Here is a 14,204-nt window from a genome sequence, read left to right on the forward strand (position 1 = left end):
CCACGAAGGGCGGCGCAGGCCATGGCGCAGATGGAACCACATGACTACCTGGAAAAACACCCGCGACTGGCTGGAAACACTGGTCGCATTCGACACCACCAGCCGCAACTCCAACCTGGCGCTGATCGAGTGTGTACGCGATGAGTTGGCCACGCTGGGCGTGAGTGCCCGATTGTTCCACTCTCCGGACGGCGCCAAGGCCAATCTCTTCGCCACTTTGCCGGCCAGCAATGGCGAAACGCAGGGTGGCATCGTGCTGTCCGGCCATACCGACGTGGTGCCGGTCGATGGCCAGCAGTGGAGCACCAACCCCTTTGCGCTCACCGAAAAGGGCGGGCGCCTCTATGGTCGCGGCAGCTGCGACATGAAGGGCTTCATCGCCGCCTCGCTGGCGCTGGTGCCTGAATTCCTGGCCACGCAGCGCGCCAGGCCCGTGCACCTGGCCTTCTCGTACGACGAGGAAATCGGCTGCGCGGGCGCGCCCGTGATGATCAACCAGCTCAAGGCCGAGGGCGCGCGCTTCGACGGCTGCGTGGTCGGCGAGCCCACCAGCATGCAGGTCGTGGTGGCGCACAAGGGCATCAACCTCTACCGCTGCCGCGTGCACGGCAAGGCCGCGCATTCGTCGCTCACGCCGCGCGGCAGCAATGCCATCGAATACGCGGCGCGGCTGATCTGTCGCATCCGGGACATCGCCGACCACTTCAAGGCGCACGGCCCCTACGACGAATTCTTCGACGTGCCCTTCACCACCATGACCACCAACCAGATCCAGGGCGGCATCGCGGTCAACACCATCCCCGAGCTGTGCGAATTCGCCTATGAATTCCGCAACCTGCCCGGCATGTCGGTGGACGGCATCCAGGCCCAGGTCGAGTCCTATGTGCGCGACGAACTGCTGCCGCGCATGCGCGCCGAGTTCGCCGACGCGCGCATCGAGATCGAGACCGGCGCCAGCGCGCCCGCGCTGGAAGCCTCGGAAGAAGCCGCCATCACCCAGCTGGTGCGCGCGCTGACCGCCGACCAGGAAAAGCGCAAGGTGGCCTACGGCACCGAGGCCGGCCTGTTCCACAACGCCGGCATTCCCACCGTGGTCTGTGGCCCCGGCTCCATCGAGCAGGCGCACAAGCCCGACGAGTTCGTCGAGCTGGCCCAGCTCGACGCCTGCGAGCGCTTCCTCAGCAAAATGGGCACGAGTCTGTGATCACCCCCTGAGTCGCTTCGCGCCTTCCCCCTCTCTTCGGAGGGGGGCGTACGGGCAGCCGGCGACACCCTTGCTGCGGGGCGGCGCGGCCGGCGTAGGCCCTTGCTCGGTGTCCCTCGCCTTGGGGGCGCGGGAGTTTCGAGGTCAAGCTCAAGAAATCTCGTCTTGCCCCGCTCAGCGCACCGGGATGGCGATGGGCCGCAGCGGCGCGGCGTCGCCGCCGCGGATCTTGAGCGGGCCGCCGATGAAGGCGAACTCGTAGACCTTGTCGCGCGACAGATCGTCCAGCGCCACCAGCTCCATGATGGGCACGCCCTTTTGCGCCAGCAGGTAGCTGTGCAGCGGTACGTAGTCGTCGTCCACCTCGGACGGGAACGTCTCCAGGCTCAGGTTGTCGGCGCCCACGATCATGGCGCCGCCTTCCTCCACCAGGAAGCGCGCGGCATCCAGGCCCAGGCCCGGCGGCTTGGCCATGTAGGCCTGGGGCTGGCCGTACAGCTTCATGCGGCCCGTGCGCACCAGCACGATGTCGCCCTCCTGCAGCGTCACCTTCTGGCGCGCCAGCGCATCCTTGAGGTCCTGGCGCGTGATGCGGTACTGGTCGGGCAGCATCTCCAGGCCCTTGGCGGCCGCCACGTCGATCAGCACGCCGCGCGCCACCAGCGGCGGGAATTTCTCGATGCCCGTGCGCTGCCAGCCCCGGTCGCCCAGATGCTGGTCGGCGCTGAAGCCGTTCCAGATCCTGCCGCGGATGCCGAAGTGGTTGAGCGCATCGATGTGCGTGCCCGTGTGGCTGTACATGGAAAACGCCGTGCCCGTGTAGCTGCGCGTGGCGTTCATGTCCTTGCCCACGTTCATCGGGTCGTCCACCACGGTGCCGCGCGGCGTGTGCGTCATCCAGAACTGGTAGTGCGGATCGCCCGCGTCCTGCCAGCTGGGCATGCCCACGTAGTACTCGGTGGCCAGGTCATAGACCTGCCCGCCCGTGATGCGCTGCAAGATGGCCGCGCGCGAGGCCGGCGTGATCAGGTTCAGGCGGCCGATCTCGTCGGCCGGCCCCCAGGGGCTGGTGCCCACGTCCTGGCGTGCGCCGGCCGGGGGCTCGTGGCCGCCATGGGCCTGGGCCGCGGTGCCCGCGAAGGCGGCGGCCAGGGCGATCACGAGAGAGTGCAGCGCCATGCGGCGAGCGAAGCGTTGGAGAGTCATGCAAGAGTCCTTGGTCTGCTGAAAAAGGGCGCGCATGCCGCGCGCGAGGGAAGGCGGAAAACGCCGATGAAAAAAAGCAAAGACGGGGGCGCTCAGGCCGCCAGGAAGTGCAGCCGTTCGCGCAGCGCAGCCAGCGACTGGGTCTGCAGCGGCGGCAGGCCCGGCGCGATCAGCGTGGGAATGGAGCGCAGGCCCATGCGCTGCGCCAGAGCGCGGTCCTGGCGCACCTGCTCCAGCGCCTGGGCGCCTTCCATGCAGCCTGCGAAGGCGTTGCGCTCGAAGCCCGTGCGCGTGGCGATGTCCAGCAGCACTTCGGCGTCGCCGATGTTGCGGTGCTCGCTCATGTGGGCATGCTGGATGGCGTCGAACAGATCCCAGTGCGCGTCATCGCCGCCCAGGATCTGGGCCGCCTGGCAGGCCAGTGCGCCGGCCATGCCGCTGGGGTACTCGAAGGCCTCGCGGCGCATGCCCTCGATGTCGATGCGGTCCTCGTCGTCATGCTGCGCGCAGGCCTGCCAGTGCTCCAGGATGACCTGCTTGGCGCGCTCCATGGAGCCGAAGGCCGCCACCATCTCGGCGCGCGAGGCCTGCAGCACGAAGCTGCGGTGGCGCACGCGCAGGCCCAGCTCGCGCGCCACCTGGCGCAGGCGTGGCGACATCACGTAGCACCAGCCGCAGACCACGTCATGGAAGAAGTCGATGGCGGGGGCGACCGCAGGCGCCGCTGCGGGCGCCGCCTGCAGGGCCTGCTGCGGCGAGGCGGCCGCCGCATCCTGCGCGGGCAGGGCGCAGGAAAAATCATTGCATTGCGTCATGCTTGTGTCCTTCATGGCTGTGATGGACGGCAAGCGTAGGCCGCAGGCCCGGCGCGAAAAAGGGGCGCGCGCTTGAGGAACTCTTAACGCGGCGTCAACAATCCTCGCCCATGGCGGCGGGCAGCTCCTCGGCCAGGAAGTCCACGAAGGCGCGCACCTTGGGCAGCAGGTGGCGCTGCGTGGGATAGACCGCGTAGACATGGCGGGCCTGCGCGGCTTGGTCCGCAAGGTCCAGTGCGACCAGCTGGCCTGCCGCAATCGCCGGCCGCGCCAGGAACGAGGGCAGGGCGCCAATGCCCAGGCCCGCCACCAGCAGGTCGCGCAGCATCAGGCTGTTGTTGACGTTGGCGCGCGCCTCGGATGGCGCCTGGGGGCTCTCGCCCGCTTCGCGGGGCGCATGCGCCAGGCTGTAGTTCAGCAGCGCATGGCCGCGCAGCCCGGCGGCACTGGCCGGGCGGCCATGCGCCTGCAGATAGGACGGGGCCGCGCACAGCATCTGCGACAGCGAGGCCAGGCGCCGCGCGATCAGCGAGGAGTCCGCCAGCTCCGCGCTCAGGCGGATGGACACATCGAAGCCCTGGCCCACCGCATCCACCAGCCGGTCTTCCATGGACAGGTCGATCTGCAGCTGCGGATGGCGCTGCATGAAGCGCGCCAGCAGCGGCGACAGAGTGCTCAGCGCAAACGACAGCGGCGCATTCACGCGCAGCCGGCCGGCCACCTGCTGCGACTGCGCGCGCACCGACTGCTCCAGCGCATCGAATTCATCGAGCAGGCGGCAGCACTCGGCGTAGTAGGCCTGGCCCGTGTCGGTCAGGCTCATGCGGCGCGTGGTGCGCTGCAGCAGCACGGCGCCCAGATGGGCTTCGAGCGCGCGCAGCTGCTTGCTCAGCGCGGCCGAGGACAGCTCCAGCGCGTCGGCCGCCTTGGCGATGGAGCCCAGTTCTACGATGCGCCGGAAGGCGCGCAAGGGGGTCAGCGTATCCATGGGGAAAAAGCAAAGAGTGGCGCGCAGCGTAGCAGGCCGCTCGGGTTTGCCGGGGCATGCCTGCGGGGGCAGGGGCGACAATCGCCAGGTACGGCGCGCCCGCCGCGCCTCTTTGTCTTCACCGAATCTGTTCAATCCCATGCCCCAGACCACTCCCGCCTGCCCCCAGTGCGGCCTTGAAAACACCTATCCCGACGCCGCCAGCTACATCTGCCCCGACTGCGCCTTCGAATGGCCCATGCAGGCCGAAGAAGAGGCCGGCGAAGCCGCCGCTGGCGACGGCATCGTGCGCGACGCCAACGGCAATGCGCTGGCCGACGGCGATGCCGTGATCCTGGTCAAGGACCTCAAGGTCAAGGGCTCGTCCACCGTGCTCAAGAAGGGCAGCAAGATCAAGGGCATCCGCCTGGTCGATGGCGCCGACGGCCACAACGTGGACTGCAAGACCGAACTGGGCTCCATGCTGCTCAAGTCGGAGTTCCTCAAGAAGGCCTGAGCATGCTGGCGCTGTCGCTTGCGGTATCGGCGGTCCTCGGGCTGCTGGCGCTGTGGGTGTTTGCGCCCCTGTTCATTGCGCTGACCGCTGGCGCGGTGGTGGCCCTCATGCTGCTTGCGGTGGCGGGGCGCATAGGCCACACAGAGCGCACCGAGCGCACCGCGCGCACCCTGCCCGTGGCGGGCTGGTGGGCCGTTGCGCTGTGCGCCGGCGCGGCCTGCGTGGCCATGCTGGTGCTGCTGCCCGACCGGCTCGATGGCGCGCCCTTCCTTGCCTTCGGCATGGGCCTGCTGGCAGCCACCTGCGCCGGGGCGCTGGTCTGGTTGACAGGCTGGCTGATCGCCGGGCGGCAGCCTGTGCCGGTGTCCTGGTGGACCGGCTCGGCCCTGGCCGGCCTGGGCGCCTTCCTCGCCCTGCTGCTGGGCGGCCCTGATACGGCGGGCTGGATGGCCTGGCGCGACCAGCTGCGCGGCTACGAGGCCGTGCCGCTGCGCATCACGCTGGCCGAAGCGCCCACGGCGCAGCGCGAGCAGGCCCTAGCCGAACTGCTGCAGCCCTTGCTGGAGCAGGGCAGCCGTGCCGTCCGCCATCGCCAGTCCACGCGCTTCGGCAACTCGGTAGAGCATGCCGTGGTGCCCGCCCGCTGGCGCATCGATGGCAGGCTGCTGGAGATCATGCTGGCCGAGAAGCCACCCGCGCCCCTGCTCAGCGCCCATGTCGCTTTGCTGGAGCAGTTCGCCGCCAGCGGCCCCGCCCAGGCGGGCCATGCACCGTCCTGGCTGATGCTGGCCAGCGCCCAATGCCTGCCGCCGCCGCGCCTGCGCGAGCTGTCGCGCCTGCTGGGCCAGGGCAGCGAGTTGCTGGCCCGCGCGCGGCGCTGCACGCAGCAGCGCTCGGCGCAATTGCAGCGCCTGTGGCCGCTGCTGGCCGGCAGCGTCGAGCGCGTGGAGGTGGGCGAGGCGCGGCGCTTTCATCCGTGGCTCGGCCTGCAGCGCTGGAAGGCTGTGGCACCTACCGACAATCCGGAGCCCTAGGCGGGCTCCACATCCTTCCACTGGCCGGGCTCCAGGCCGTCCAGCGTGTAGGGCCCGATGGCCGCGCGCACCAGCCGCAGCGTGGGGTGGCCAATGGCCGCCGTCATGCGGCGCACCTGGCGGTTGCGGCCTTCGCGGATGACCAGCTCGATCCAGCAGTCGGGAATGTTCTGGCGCACGCGGATGGGCGGGTCGCGCTGCCACAGCACGGGCGGCGGCTCCAGCCGGCGGGCCTGCGCGGGCAGCGTCATGCCGTCGTTGAGCTGCACGCCCTGGCGCAGGGCCTGCAGCGCGGCCTCGTCGGGCAGTCCCTCGACCTGTACCCAGTAGGTCTTCTCCATCTTGAAGCGCGGATCGGCGATGCGCGCCTGCAGCGGGCCGTCGTTGGTCAGCAGCAGCAGTCCTTCGCTGTCGGCGTCGAGCCGGCCTGCCGCATGCACGCCCGGCACGTCGATGTATTCCTTGAGGCCACGCCAGCGGCCCTCGGGGGTGAACTGGCTGAGTACGCCGTAGGGCTTGTTGAAGCACAGCAGGCGTGAGGGGCCGGTGTCGGGCCGGTCGGCGAAGGCGGTCTGCAGGCGCCGGGATGGGCCCGCAAAGGAGCGCGAGGGAGGGCGTTTTCTGGGTTGCATGGACTCAGCGATTGTCGTCGGGATAGACCGCACGCACGCACTCCAGCCAGGCCCTCGCCGCGCGTGACAGATAGCCGCTGCGCCACAGCTGCACCACGTCCCAGTGCAGTTCAGGCCCCACCAGCGGGCGGCTGGACACGCGCCGGGGGTCGAACCGCGCGATCACGTGCTCGAACATCACGGCCACGCCCACGCCTTCTGCCACCAGGTCGCCGATGAAGTCCCAGTAGCGCGTCTGCAGCCGCACCTGTGGGCTGAAGCCTGCCGCCGCGCAATGTTCCAGCACGGCCTGGTGCAGGGCGAAGTCCGAGGTGTAGAACACAAAGGGCCGCCGGGCCAGCTCGCTCCAGTGCACGGGTGCGTCCGGGTCGGGCACCTCGTGCGCGGCAAAGGCCACGCGTGTCTTCTGGTGGGCGATGGTGCAGTACTCCAGGCCCTCTCCGGCCAGGTCACCACCCGCCTCGCCCGCGCCGTGCAGGCCCAGCGCCATGTCCAGCTTGCCGTCCAGCAGCAGCTGGCGCTGGGCGCGTGCGCCCTGCTCCTGCACATGCAGTTCCACGCCCGGATGCAGTTGCTGAAAGCGCGCGATCACGGGCGCCATGTAGTGCCCGGCCGTGGGCATGATGCCCACGCTCAGGCTGCCGCGCGCAATGCCGTCCACCTCGGCCACCTCCTGCAGCAGCTGGCGTGACTGCTCCAGCACCTGCAGGCCGCGCGCATGTACCACTTGGCCTGCGTCGGTCAGTTGCACACCGCGCCCCTCGCGCAGCAGCAGCGGGCCGCCCAGCTCCTCCTCCAGCGCCCGCACCATCTTGCTGATGGTGGGCTGGGTCACATGCAGCGCCTCGGCCGCACGCGTGAAGCTGTTGCAGCGCACCACCTCGACAAAGTAGCGCAGCGCGCGCAGGTCCATGAGGATTCCTTTTGTGCATGGGAAAAATGGAGATTATTCATTTTACGAATCTGAGTGCAAACCCTAGGATTGCCCCATGTCAAAGATTTCCGCCACGCCCGTCCTGCGGCCGCAGGTGTTGCAGGGCCTGCTGCACCGCTGCTGGCCGCTGCTGCGCGGCGTGCTGCAGGTGGGGCTGCTCAGTGCGCTGTGGGTGGCCATGGAGGCCGTGCGCGCGCATTTCGGCTGGGGCATGCCGGCCGGGCTGATCGGCTTCGCGCTGCTGGCCACGGGCCTGTTCAGCGGGCTGGTCAAGGCGCGCTGGCTGCAGGGCGGCACCAACTGGCTGCTGGCCGAGATGCTGCTGTTCTTCGTGCCCGCCATGCTGGTCGTCACCGAATACACCGAGCTGATCCAGCACCAGGGCCTGCGCATCCTGGGCGTCATCGTGGCCAGCACGGCCTGCGTGATGGCCGCCACGGCGCTGGCCGTGGACCGCGTCTACCGGCTGGAGCTGTGGCTGGCCCGGCGCCGCTCCACGCGCGCCGGGCTGCACAGGGAGCAGGAATGAACGCCATGTCCGACCAGACGATAGGCCTGCTGTCGCTGCTGGCCACGCTGGCCTGCTATGCGGCCAACAAGCGCGTGTACCGCCGCCATCCGCATCCGCTGCTCATGCCCATCGTCGCCACGCCCATGGTGCTGATCGCGCTGGCGCTGCTGACCCATGTGCGCTACCCGCAGTACATCGCCCAGACGCACTGGCTGGTCTGGCTGCTGGGCCCCACCACGGTGGCCTTTGCGCTGCCCCTGCACGAAAACCGCCACCTGCTGCGCAAGCACTGGATGTCGATCGCCACCGGCGTGCTCGTGGCCAGTGGCGTGTCCATTGCCACCACCATCTGGTTCGCACAGGCCTTCGGACTGCCCGTGGACCTGCAAAAGGGCCTGGCCGTGCGCTCGGTGACCACCCCCTTCGCCATCGAGGCCGAGCGCGTGCTGGGCGGGCCCACCGACCTGGCCGCGCTGTTCGTGCTGCTCACGGGCGTCAGCGGCATGCTCATGGGCGAGACCATCCTGCGGCTGCTGCCGCACGTGCGCAGCAAGCTGGCTGCGGGCGCCATTCTGGGTGGTGCCGCGCATGGCAGCGGGGTGGCGAAGGCGCGGCAGTTTGGGGATGTGCAGGCGGTGGTTGCTTCGTTGGTGATGATGATTGCGGGGGCGTTGAATGTGGTGGTGGCGCCTTGGGTGAGGGTGCTGTTTTTCTGAAGTGATTTGCTGAAGTGATGCGGGAGCTGCCATCCTTGGCCGGGGTTTGATGGCTGGGGCTTTTGGGGGCCTGGCTGTCTTTGGGTTTGGGGCGGGATGGGGCTACCCGTGAGGGCGTCCGCATGCCTTGCACATGTTCTTAACTCCCGCCCACCTTGTTTGCTTTTGGCTTAGGTGCATTTTTTGCCCCTGCCGGGTGGTTGTTTTTCGAGGCCGGGTCTCGGCCCGGCAGCCGACTGCCCTTTCTTGATTCGCCAAGAAAGGTCAGATCAAAGAAGGCGACCCGGATGTCCGCGACCCCTTCGCTTCGCTGCGGGGCAACCTGCGCCGTGGCGGTTGCGGGGTTCGCCGTGAAACTCACTTCGCGCTGCGCGCTACGTTCAAACAATCACGGCGAGTCAGGTGACGAAGCAGTCCTGTCCTTCGGCAGGACTGCAACCCCGCAACCGCCACGGCGCAGGCGCTGACATACGGGGAGTGGGCGCGGGCCTTCGCTGCGCTCGGCCTGGGGCGCTTGCCATCTTGAAAGCCTCTATCATCGCGGCAGCCCCCTGTTCCGGGGCCGGTGCGTAAGAACACCCAAAACGAAGCGGTGCGGCCTCGCCGTCAAGGAGGCCTTGTCACGTCTGATTTCCGGAGCGTGGGCGCAAGCCTGCGTTCCTGCGGTTACGGACGGGATGGGGCTACCCGCAAGGGCGTCCGCACGGCTTCGTTCGTGTTCTTAACATCCCGTCCACCTGTCTGTGCGTAAGAACACGGGCCGGTGGTTTTTGTTCTCACGAAGGAGTACGAAACCATGCACGGCATTTCTTATTTTGCATTCCCCTCTGCCACCCGAGCGCCTCACTCTCGCGCATCTGCCGTGGGAAGGGTGGCGCCATGAGTACCGCTTCCCCAACCCTGACCCAGCCCACGCCGCAGCAGTTGAGCCATGCCGTGACCGAGATCGGCCGGCTGACGCTGCAAGGCAGCAGCGAGGTGTACTCGCTGGGCCAGCTGGCGCTGGCCTGGCTGGAGCGGCCCGAGGGCTACCGCAATCTGGAGGTGGTGGCCAATGCGCTGCAGGCCATTTGCGGGGCTGCGCAGCGGATGGAGGAACTGGTGGAGGACGAGGTCAACCACGTGCATTGCCTGCAGGAAGACCCGGCGTATCTGCGGCGAATGGCGGCTGCTGCGGCGGCGTTCCAGCGCTGATTCAGGCTTTCTTGTGACAGGCCTGCCGGGGCATTGCGCCCCGGGTTTCGGTAAATCACTTCTAAGCTTTGTGAATCTAGATGTATGTAGTCTGCATGGGTGTGTGCACAGACCGTGATTCAATGAGACTTTTGATGACCCAGAGAATTCCTGTCATGGGATATTGTTCCGTAAACCAGCGGCAGTCCCCCTATTCGCCACCGGCCTGTTCATCCTTGTTTAGGAATGTTTGGTAGATCAGATATGGAATCAACGAAACTACCAGCCACCACCAGCTAGATTGTATGTAGGCCAGAACCCAGCAAGTCCAGGCGAATATTACGGCACACCAACCAAAAATGATCGAAAAGCGAGGAATTTTCATTAGGGTGCCTTCACGCCACTGAAACCCCATCGGACGTACACAACATAAGGCAGGATACGTACGGTGCCGGCAGGTGTTGGTAGATAGATGGAGATTTTAGCGGGTTCTTTGATCATTAAGTTCAGCGGGCGACCGAGTCTTGCCATGTATACGCCGGGTCCGAAGAGCCCATTCAGACCAAATTTGCTGGAATTGATGACGCCTGTACCAGCGATGCCTGCAGCGCCTGCCTTGGTGGTGAAGTGTGTCAAACTTCTTGGCAGGGCTGCAAAGCCATATCCAGCCGTACTCAATACTGCTGCTGTGGTAGGTGCAACCTCAGGGGTCCACAGCGCAGCGAATGCTCCTGGTACATGTGCTAGCGGGGCCAAAGGGCTCTGCGATTGCGTTGCAACATCGGCCCAGTATTGGGTGGCTTCATCTGCCGCCTGCGTGGATTGCACGTAGAGTTGGCATAGTTTGAGCATTAGCCGGTTGAGGGTATTTTTATCGGAGATGTTGAAGGATTCTTTCCCTCCTCCCACACTGCAGGTAATTATTGTGCTTGCCATATCTGATGATTAACTTGTAGTTAATGTTGCATAAATGGTTGTCTTGTTTTCGATAAAGATTCATGCGAATCATCCTGGTTGCCCAGTCTCTTGAATTTTCCCGTTATTTCCCATCCGCTTCCTGGGCACATAAGACCTGTAGATAACCCAAGTCTTTTCTGATGGTGGGTTTTTTGCTTATTGCGCAAATTTCACCCTTTTTTATAGTAAAGGCGATCGTCAAGGGATGGTCGTTTGTAGTGTAGACGTACAAATCTTCTGTTGCCTCCCATTGCCCTGTAGGTGTGTATTCCTCGGGGTTGCTGCATGCGCTCAGTACGGTGGCAACGCAGGCTGTTGTACATGTTGAAAGAGCTTTTAGCAGTTTGCGGCAGGGATCGCGCTGCATATGTCCGTTGAGCAATTGCTGGACAGTGAACACGTCTTTGGGATGATTCATTGCCGCCCGCCCCACGGGGCCGGAAATTCTTGCAGTTGTTGCCATGGTCTCCCTCCGGTATGGACGCCGGCCGGCTGAAGCCGGCTCTCACGTTGAGGAAGATGCTATGCAAGGCCCTGGTGCAATGGAAGGGCGGTTTGCACTTTCGCGCACGGGATTTGACTGTGGGCGCAACGACGAATGAAAAAACGCCATCCGCATCGTTTTGTTGCGGATGGCGTCAGGGATGAAAGCAGTCGCCAGGTCCTGGCGGCTGCTTTGGGGCCTGCCTCAGGCCAGCGTGTAGGCGGTCTTCACCGTCGTATAGAACTCCTGCGCATAGCGGCCCTGTTCGCGCGGGCCGTGGCTGCTGCCCTTGCGGCCGCCGAAGGGCACGTGGTAGTCCACGCCGGCCGTGGGCAGGTTGACCATGACCATGCCGGCCTGGCTGTGGCGCTTGAAGTGGGTGGCGTGCTTGAGGCTGGTGGTGGCAATGCCTGCGGCCAGGCCGAAGGGCGTGTCGTTGGCCACGGCCAGGGCTTCCTCGTAGTCCTTCACGCGGATGACGCTGGCCACGGGGCCGAAGACTTCCTCGCGGTTGATGCGCATGGCGGCCTGGGTGTCCACGAACAGGGTGGGCGCCATGTAGTAGCCCTTGTTGCCGCTGCCGGTGTGGCAGGCGGCGGCTGCGCCGCCGGCAGCCAGCACGGCGCCTTCGGCCTTGGCGATTTCCACGTAGCTCAGGTCCTGCTCCAGCTGGGCCTGGCTGACCACGGGGCCCATGTCGGTGCCTGCGGCGCGGGCGTCGCCCACCTTGATCCTGGCCATGCGGGCCTGCAGGGCCTCGATGAAGGCGGGGTAGATCCTGTCGGTGACGATGAGGCGGCTCGATGCCGTGCAGCGCTGGCCCGTGGAGTAGAAGCCGCTTTGCGCGGACAGCTCCACGGCCTGGGTGAGGTCGGCGTCGTCCAGCACGATCTGCGGGTTCTTGCCGCCCATCTCCAGCTGCACCTTCTTGCCGCTTTCCACGCAGGCGCGGGCAATGCCGCGGCCCACGCCCACGGAGCCGGTGAAGCTGATGGCGGCCACGTCGCTGTGGCGCACCAGGGCATCACCGATGACGCGGCCCGGGCCCATGACGAGGTTGAAGACGCCGGCCGGAATGCCCGAGCGGTGAATGATGTCGGCCAGCGCCCAGGCGCTGCCGGGCACGAGGTCGGCAGGCTTCAGGACCACGCAGTTGCCGAAGGCCAGGGCCGGGGCGATCTTCCAGGCGGGAATGGCGATGGGGAAGTTCCACGGCGTGATCAGGCCCACCACGCCGACGGGCTCGCGCGTGATTTCCACGCCGATGCCGGGGCGCACGGAGGGCAGGGTTTCGCCGGCCAGGCGCAGGCATTCACCCGCGAAGAACTTGAAGATCTGGCCTGCGCGGCCGACTTCGCCAATGGCTTCGGGGCGGGTCTTGCCTTCCTCGCGCGCCAGCAGGTCGCCCAGCTCTTCCTTGCGGGCCAGGATTTCGTTGCCGATCTTGTCCAGGGCGTCGTGGCGGGCCTGGATGCCCGAGGTGCTCCAGGCGGGAAAGGCCGCGGCCGCCGCGGCGATGGCGGCTTCCACATCGGCGGCATTGCCCTGGGCGTACTCGCCGATCACATCGGACAGGTCGCTGGGGTTGGTGTTGGCGCTGTAGCCGTCGGCGGCCTTCCATTGGCCGTTGATGAGGTTGTCGTAGCGGGACATGAGGTGCTCCGGGAAAGGGGTAACGGAAGGAAGGGGTCAGCGGACCATGCAGGGGCGCTTGTTGTCGAAGGTCCAGCCGGGAATCAGGTACTGCATGGCCATTGCGTCATTGCGGGCGCCCAGGCCGTGCTCCAGGTACAGGGCGTTGGCGCGCTGCAGCGCGGCGCGGTCCACGGTGACGCCCAGGCCCGGGGTCTTGGGCACCTCGACGAAGCCGCCCTTGATCTGCAGCGGGTTCTGGGTGAGGTACTGGCCGTCCTGCCAGATCCAGTGCGTGTCGATGGCCGTGACCTTGCCGGGCACGGCGGCGGCCACGTGGGTGAACATGGCCAGCGAGATGTCGAAGTGGTTGTTGGAGTGCGAGCCCCAGGTCAGGCCCCAGTCGCGGCAGGTCTGGCCCACGCGCACGGAGCCGGCCATGGTCCAGAAATGCGGGTCGGCCAGGGGGATGTCCACGGACTGCAGCGACAGCGCATGCACCATCTGGCGCCAGTCGGTGGCGATCATGTTGGTGGCCGTGGGCAGACCGGTGGCGCGGCGGAATTCGGCCATGACTTCGCGGCCCGAGAAGCCGTTCTCGGCGCCGCAGGGATCTTCGGCATAGGCGAGCACGCCGTGCATGTCGCGCATGAGGCGGATGGCGTCCTTGAGCAGCCAGCCGCCGTTGGGGTCCAGCGTGACGCGCGCCTGCGGAAAGCGCCTGGCCAGCGCGGTGACGGCCTCCACTTCCTGCTCGCCGGCCAGCACGCCGCCCTTGAGCTTGAAGTCGTTGAAGCCGTAGCGCGCATGCGCCGCCTCGGCCTGGCGCACGATGGCGGCCGGGTCCATGGCGGTCATGTGGCGCACCTGCGTCCAGTCGTCGCTGCCGCTTTGGTCTTCGCCGGGCCTGACGTAGGGCAGGTCGGTCCTGTCGGTGGGGCCGGTGAAGAACAGGTAGCCCAGCATCTCCACGCGGTCGCGCTGCTGGCCTTCGCCCAGCAGGGCCGCCACGGGCACGCCCAGGTGCTGGCCCAGCAGGTCCAGCAGGGCCGACTCCACGGCGGTGACGGCATGCACGGCAATGCGCAGATCGAAGGTCTGCAGGCCGCGCCCGCCCGTGTCGCGGCCGGCCAGGGCCTGCTGCACGTTTTGCAGCAGCTTGAGGTGGTTGCCCACGGACTGGCCGATGAGCAGCGCCTTGCTGTCCTCCAGCGCCTGGCGTATGCCTTCGCCGCCAGGCACCTCGCCCACACCGGTGTGGCCCGCGCTGTCGTGCACGAGCACGATGTTGCGCGTGAAGTAGGGCGCATGCGCGCCGCTGAGGTTCATGAGCATGCCGTCGCGGCCGGCGACGGGAATGACTTCGATCTCGGTGATGGTCGGGGTGGAGGACATGGCGTGCTCTTGGATCGTTTGGATCGG

Annotated in this window: 15 protein-coding genes; 6 read left to right on the top strand and 9 right to left on the bottom strand. The window is 66.8% G+C overall.

What is annotated here, in order from left to right:
* The first annotated feature begins 40 nt into the window (after positions 1 to 40).
* Positions 41 to 1,204: an acetylornithine deacetylase gene (gene argE, locus ACN20X_RS01170; RefSeq protein ID WP_046984422.1), complete on the top strand. Its 1,164-nt coding sequence runs from the start codon at positions 41 to 43 to the stop codon at positions 1,202 to 1,204.
* Positions 1,205 to 1,378: 174 nt separating this feature from the next.
* Here argE and ACN20X_RS01175 read toward each other — a convergent pair whose 3' ends face one another.
* The 3 genes from ACN20X_RS01175 to ACN20X_RS01185 form a co-directional block, all read right to left on the bottom strand.
* Positions 1,379 to 2,410, bottom strand: coding sequence for a cyclase family protein (locus tag ACN20X_RS01175; RefSeq protein ID WP_016452163.1), 1,032 nt, complete (start codon positions 2,408 to 2,410; stop codon positions 1,379 to 1,381).
* A 92-nt stretch (positions 2,411 to 2,502) separates the two neighbouring features.
* Positions 2,503 to 3,225, bottom strand: a complete 723-nt coding sequence (locus ACN20X_RS01180) for a DsbA family oxidoreductase (protein ID WP_016448694.1) — start codon at positions 3,223 to 3,225, stop codon at positions 2,503 to 2,505.
* Between the two features lie 94 nt (positions 3,226 to 3,319).
* Positions 3,320 to 4,213 (bottom strand): LysR family transcriptional regulator, encoded by an 894-nt coding sequence (locus ACN20X_RS01185; RefSeq protein ID WP_047218555.1) that lies wholly within the window; start codon positions 4,211 to 4,213, stop codon positions 3,320 to 3,322.
* 139 nt (positions 4,214 to 4,352) lie between these two features.
* On the opposite strand from ACN20X_RS01185, the gene ACN20X_RS01190 reads away from it, so the two are divergent.
* Positions 4,353 to 4,709, top strand: coding sequence for a zinc ribbon domain-containing protein YjdM (locus ACN20X_RS01190; protein WP_016452161.1), 357 nt, complete (start codon positions 4,353 to 4,355; stop codon positions 4,707 to 4,709).
* A 2-nt stretch (positions 4,710 to 4,711) separates the two neighbouring features.
* The gene (locus ACN20X_RS01195) at positions 4,712 to 5,743 is read left to right on the top strand and encodes a hypothetical protein (RefSeq protein ID WP_473210209.1); all 1,032 of its coding nucleotides are present in this window, start codon (positions 4,712 to 4,714) and stop codon (positions 5,741 to 5,743) included.
* Here the strand turns inward: ACN20X_RS01195 and ACN20X_RS01200 are convergent.
* Complete coding sequence (locus ACN20X_RS01200) at positions 5,740 to 6,375, bottom strand: pseudouridine synthase (RefSeq protein ID WP_012202181.1); 636 nt, start codon at positions 6,373 to 6,375, stop codon at positions 5,740 to 5,742. The genes ACN20X_RS01195 and ACN20X_RS01200 overlap by 4 nt on opposite strands.
* 4 nt (positions 6,376 to 6,379) lie before the next feature.
* Positions 6,380 to 7,288 (bottom strand): LysR family transcriptional regulator, encoded by a 909-nt coding sequence (locus ACN20X_RS01205; protein WP_012202182.1) that lies wholly within the window; start codon positions 7,286 to 7,288, stop codon positions 6,380 to 6,382.
* A 76-nt stretch (positions 7,289 to 7,364) separates the two neighbouring features.
* Here ACN20X_RS01205 and ACN20X_RS01210 point away from each other — a divergent pair, with 76 nt between their 5' ends.
* From ACN20X_RS01210 to ACN20X_RS01220, 3 genes are all read left to right on the top strand, one after another.
* Positions 7,365 to 7,838, top strand: a complete 474-nt coding sequence (locus ACN20X_RS01210; protein WP_272206604.1) for a CidA/LrgA family protein — start codon at positions 7,365 to 7,367, stop codon at positions 7,836 to 7,838.
* A 5-nt stretch (positions 7,839 to 7,843) separates the two neighbouring features.
* Entirely contained in the window at positions 7,844 to 8,536 is a 693-nt protein-coding gene (locus ACN20X_RS01215; RefSeq protein ID WP_061287476.1) for an LrgB family protein, read from the top strand.
* A gap of 879 nt (positions 8,537 to 9,415) precedes the next feature.
* Positions 9,416 to 9,730 (top strand): hypothetical protein, encoded by a 315-nt coding sequence (locus ACN20X_RS01220; protein WP_473210210.1) that lies wholly within the window; start codon positions 9,416 to 9,418, stop codon positions 9,728 to 9,730.
* A gap of 363 nt (positions 9,731 to 10,093) precedes the next feature.
* Here ACN20X_RS01220 and ACN20X_RS01225 read toward each other — a convergent pair whose 3' ends face one another.
* The 4 genes from ACN20X_RS01225 to ACN20X_RS01240 form a co-directional block, all read right to left on the bottom strand.
* Positions 10,094 to 10,645 (bottom strand): hypothetical protein, encoded by a 552-nt coding sequence (locus ACN20X_RS01225; RefSeq protein WP_473210211.1) that lies wholly within the window; start codon positions 10,643 to 10,645, stop codon positions 10,094 to 10,096.
* Positions 10,646 to 10,748: 103 nt separating this feature from the next.
* A complete protein-coding gene (locus ACN20X_RS01230) occupies positions 10,749 to 11,129 on the bottom strand; it encodes a hypothetical protein (RefSeq protein WP_473210212.1) in 381 nt (126 codons plus the stop codon).
* A 225-nt stretch (positions 11,130 to 11,354) separates the two neighbouring features.
* Complete coding sequence (locus tag ACN20X_RS01235; protein ID WP_016452157.1) at positions 11,355 to 12,803, bottom strand: aldehyde dehydrogenase family protein; 1,449 nt, start codon at positions 12,801 to 12,803, stop codon at positions 11,355 to 11,357.
* 36 nt (positions 12,804 to 12,839) lie between these two features.
* Entirely contained in the window at positions 12,840 to 14,177 is a 1,338-nt protein-coding gene (locus ACN20X_RS01240; protein ID WP_473210213.1) for an enolase C-terminal domain-like protein, read from the bottom strand.
* Between the last annotated feature and the right edge of the window lie 27 nt (positions 14,178 to 14,204).

This window comes from Delftia sp. PX-1 (assembly GCF_055797465.1).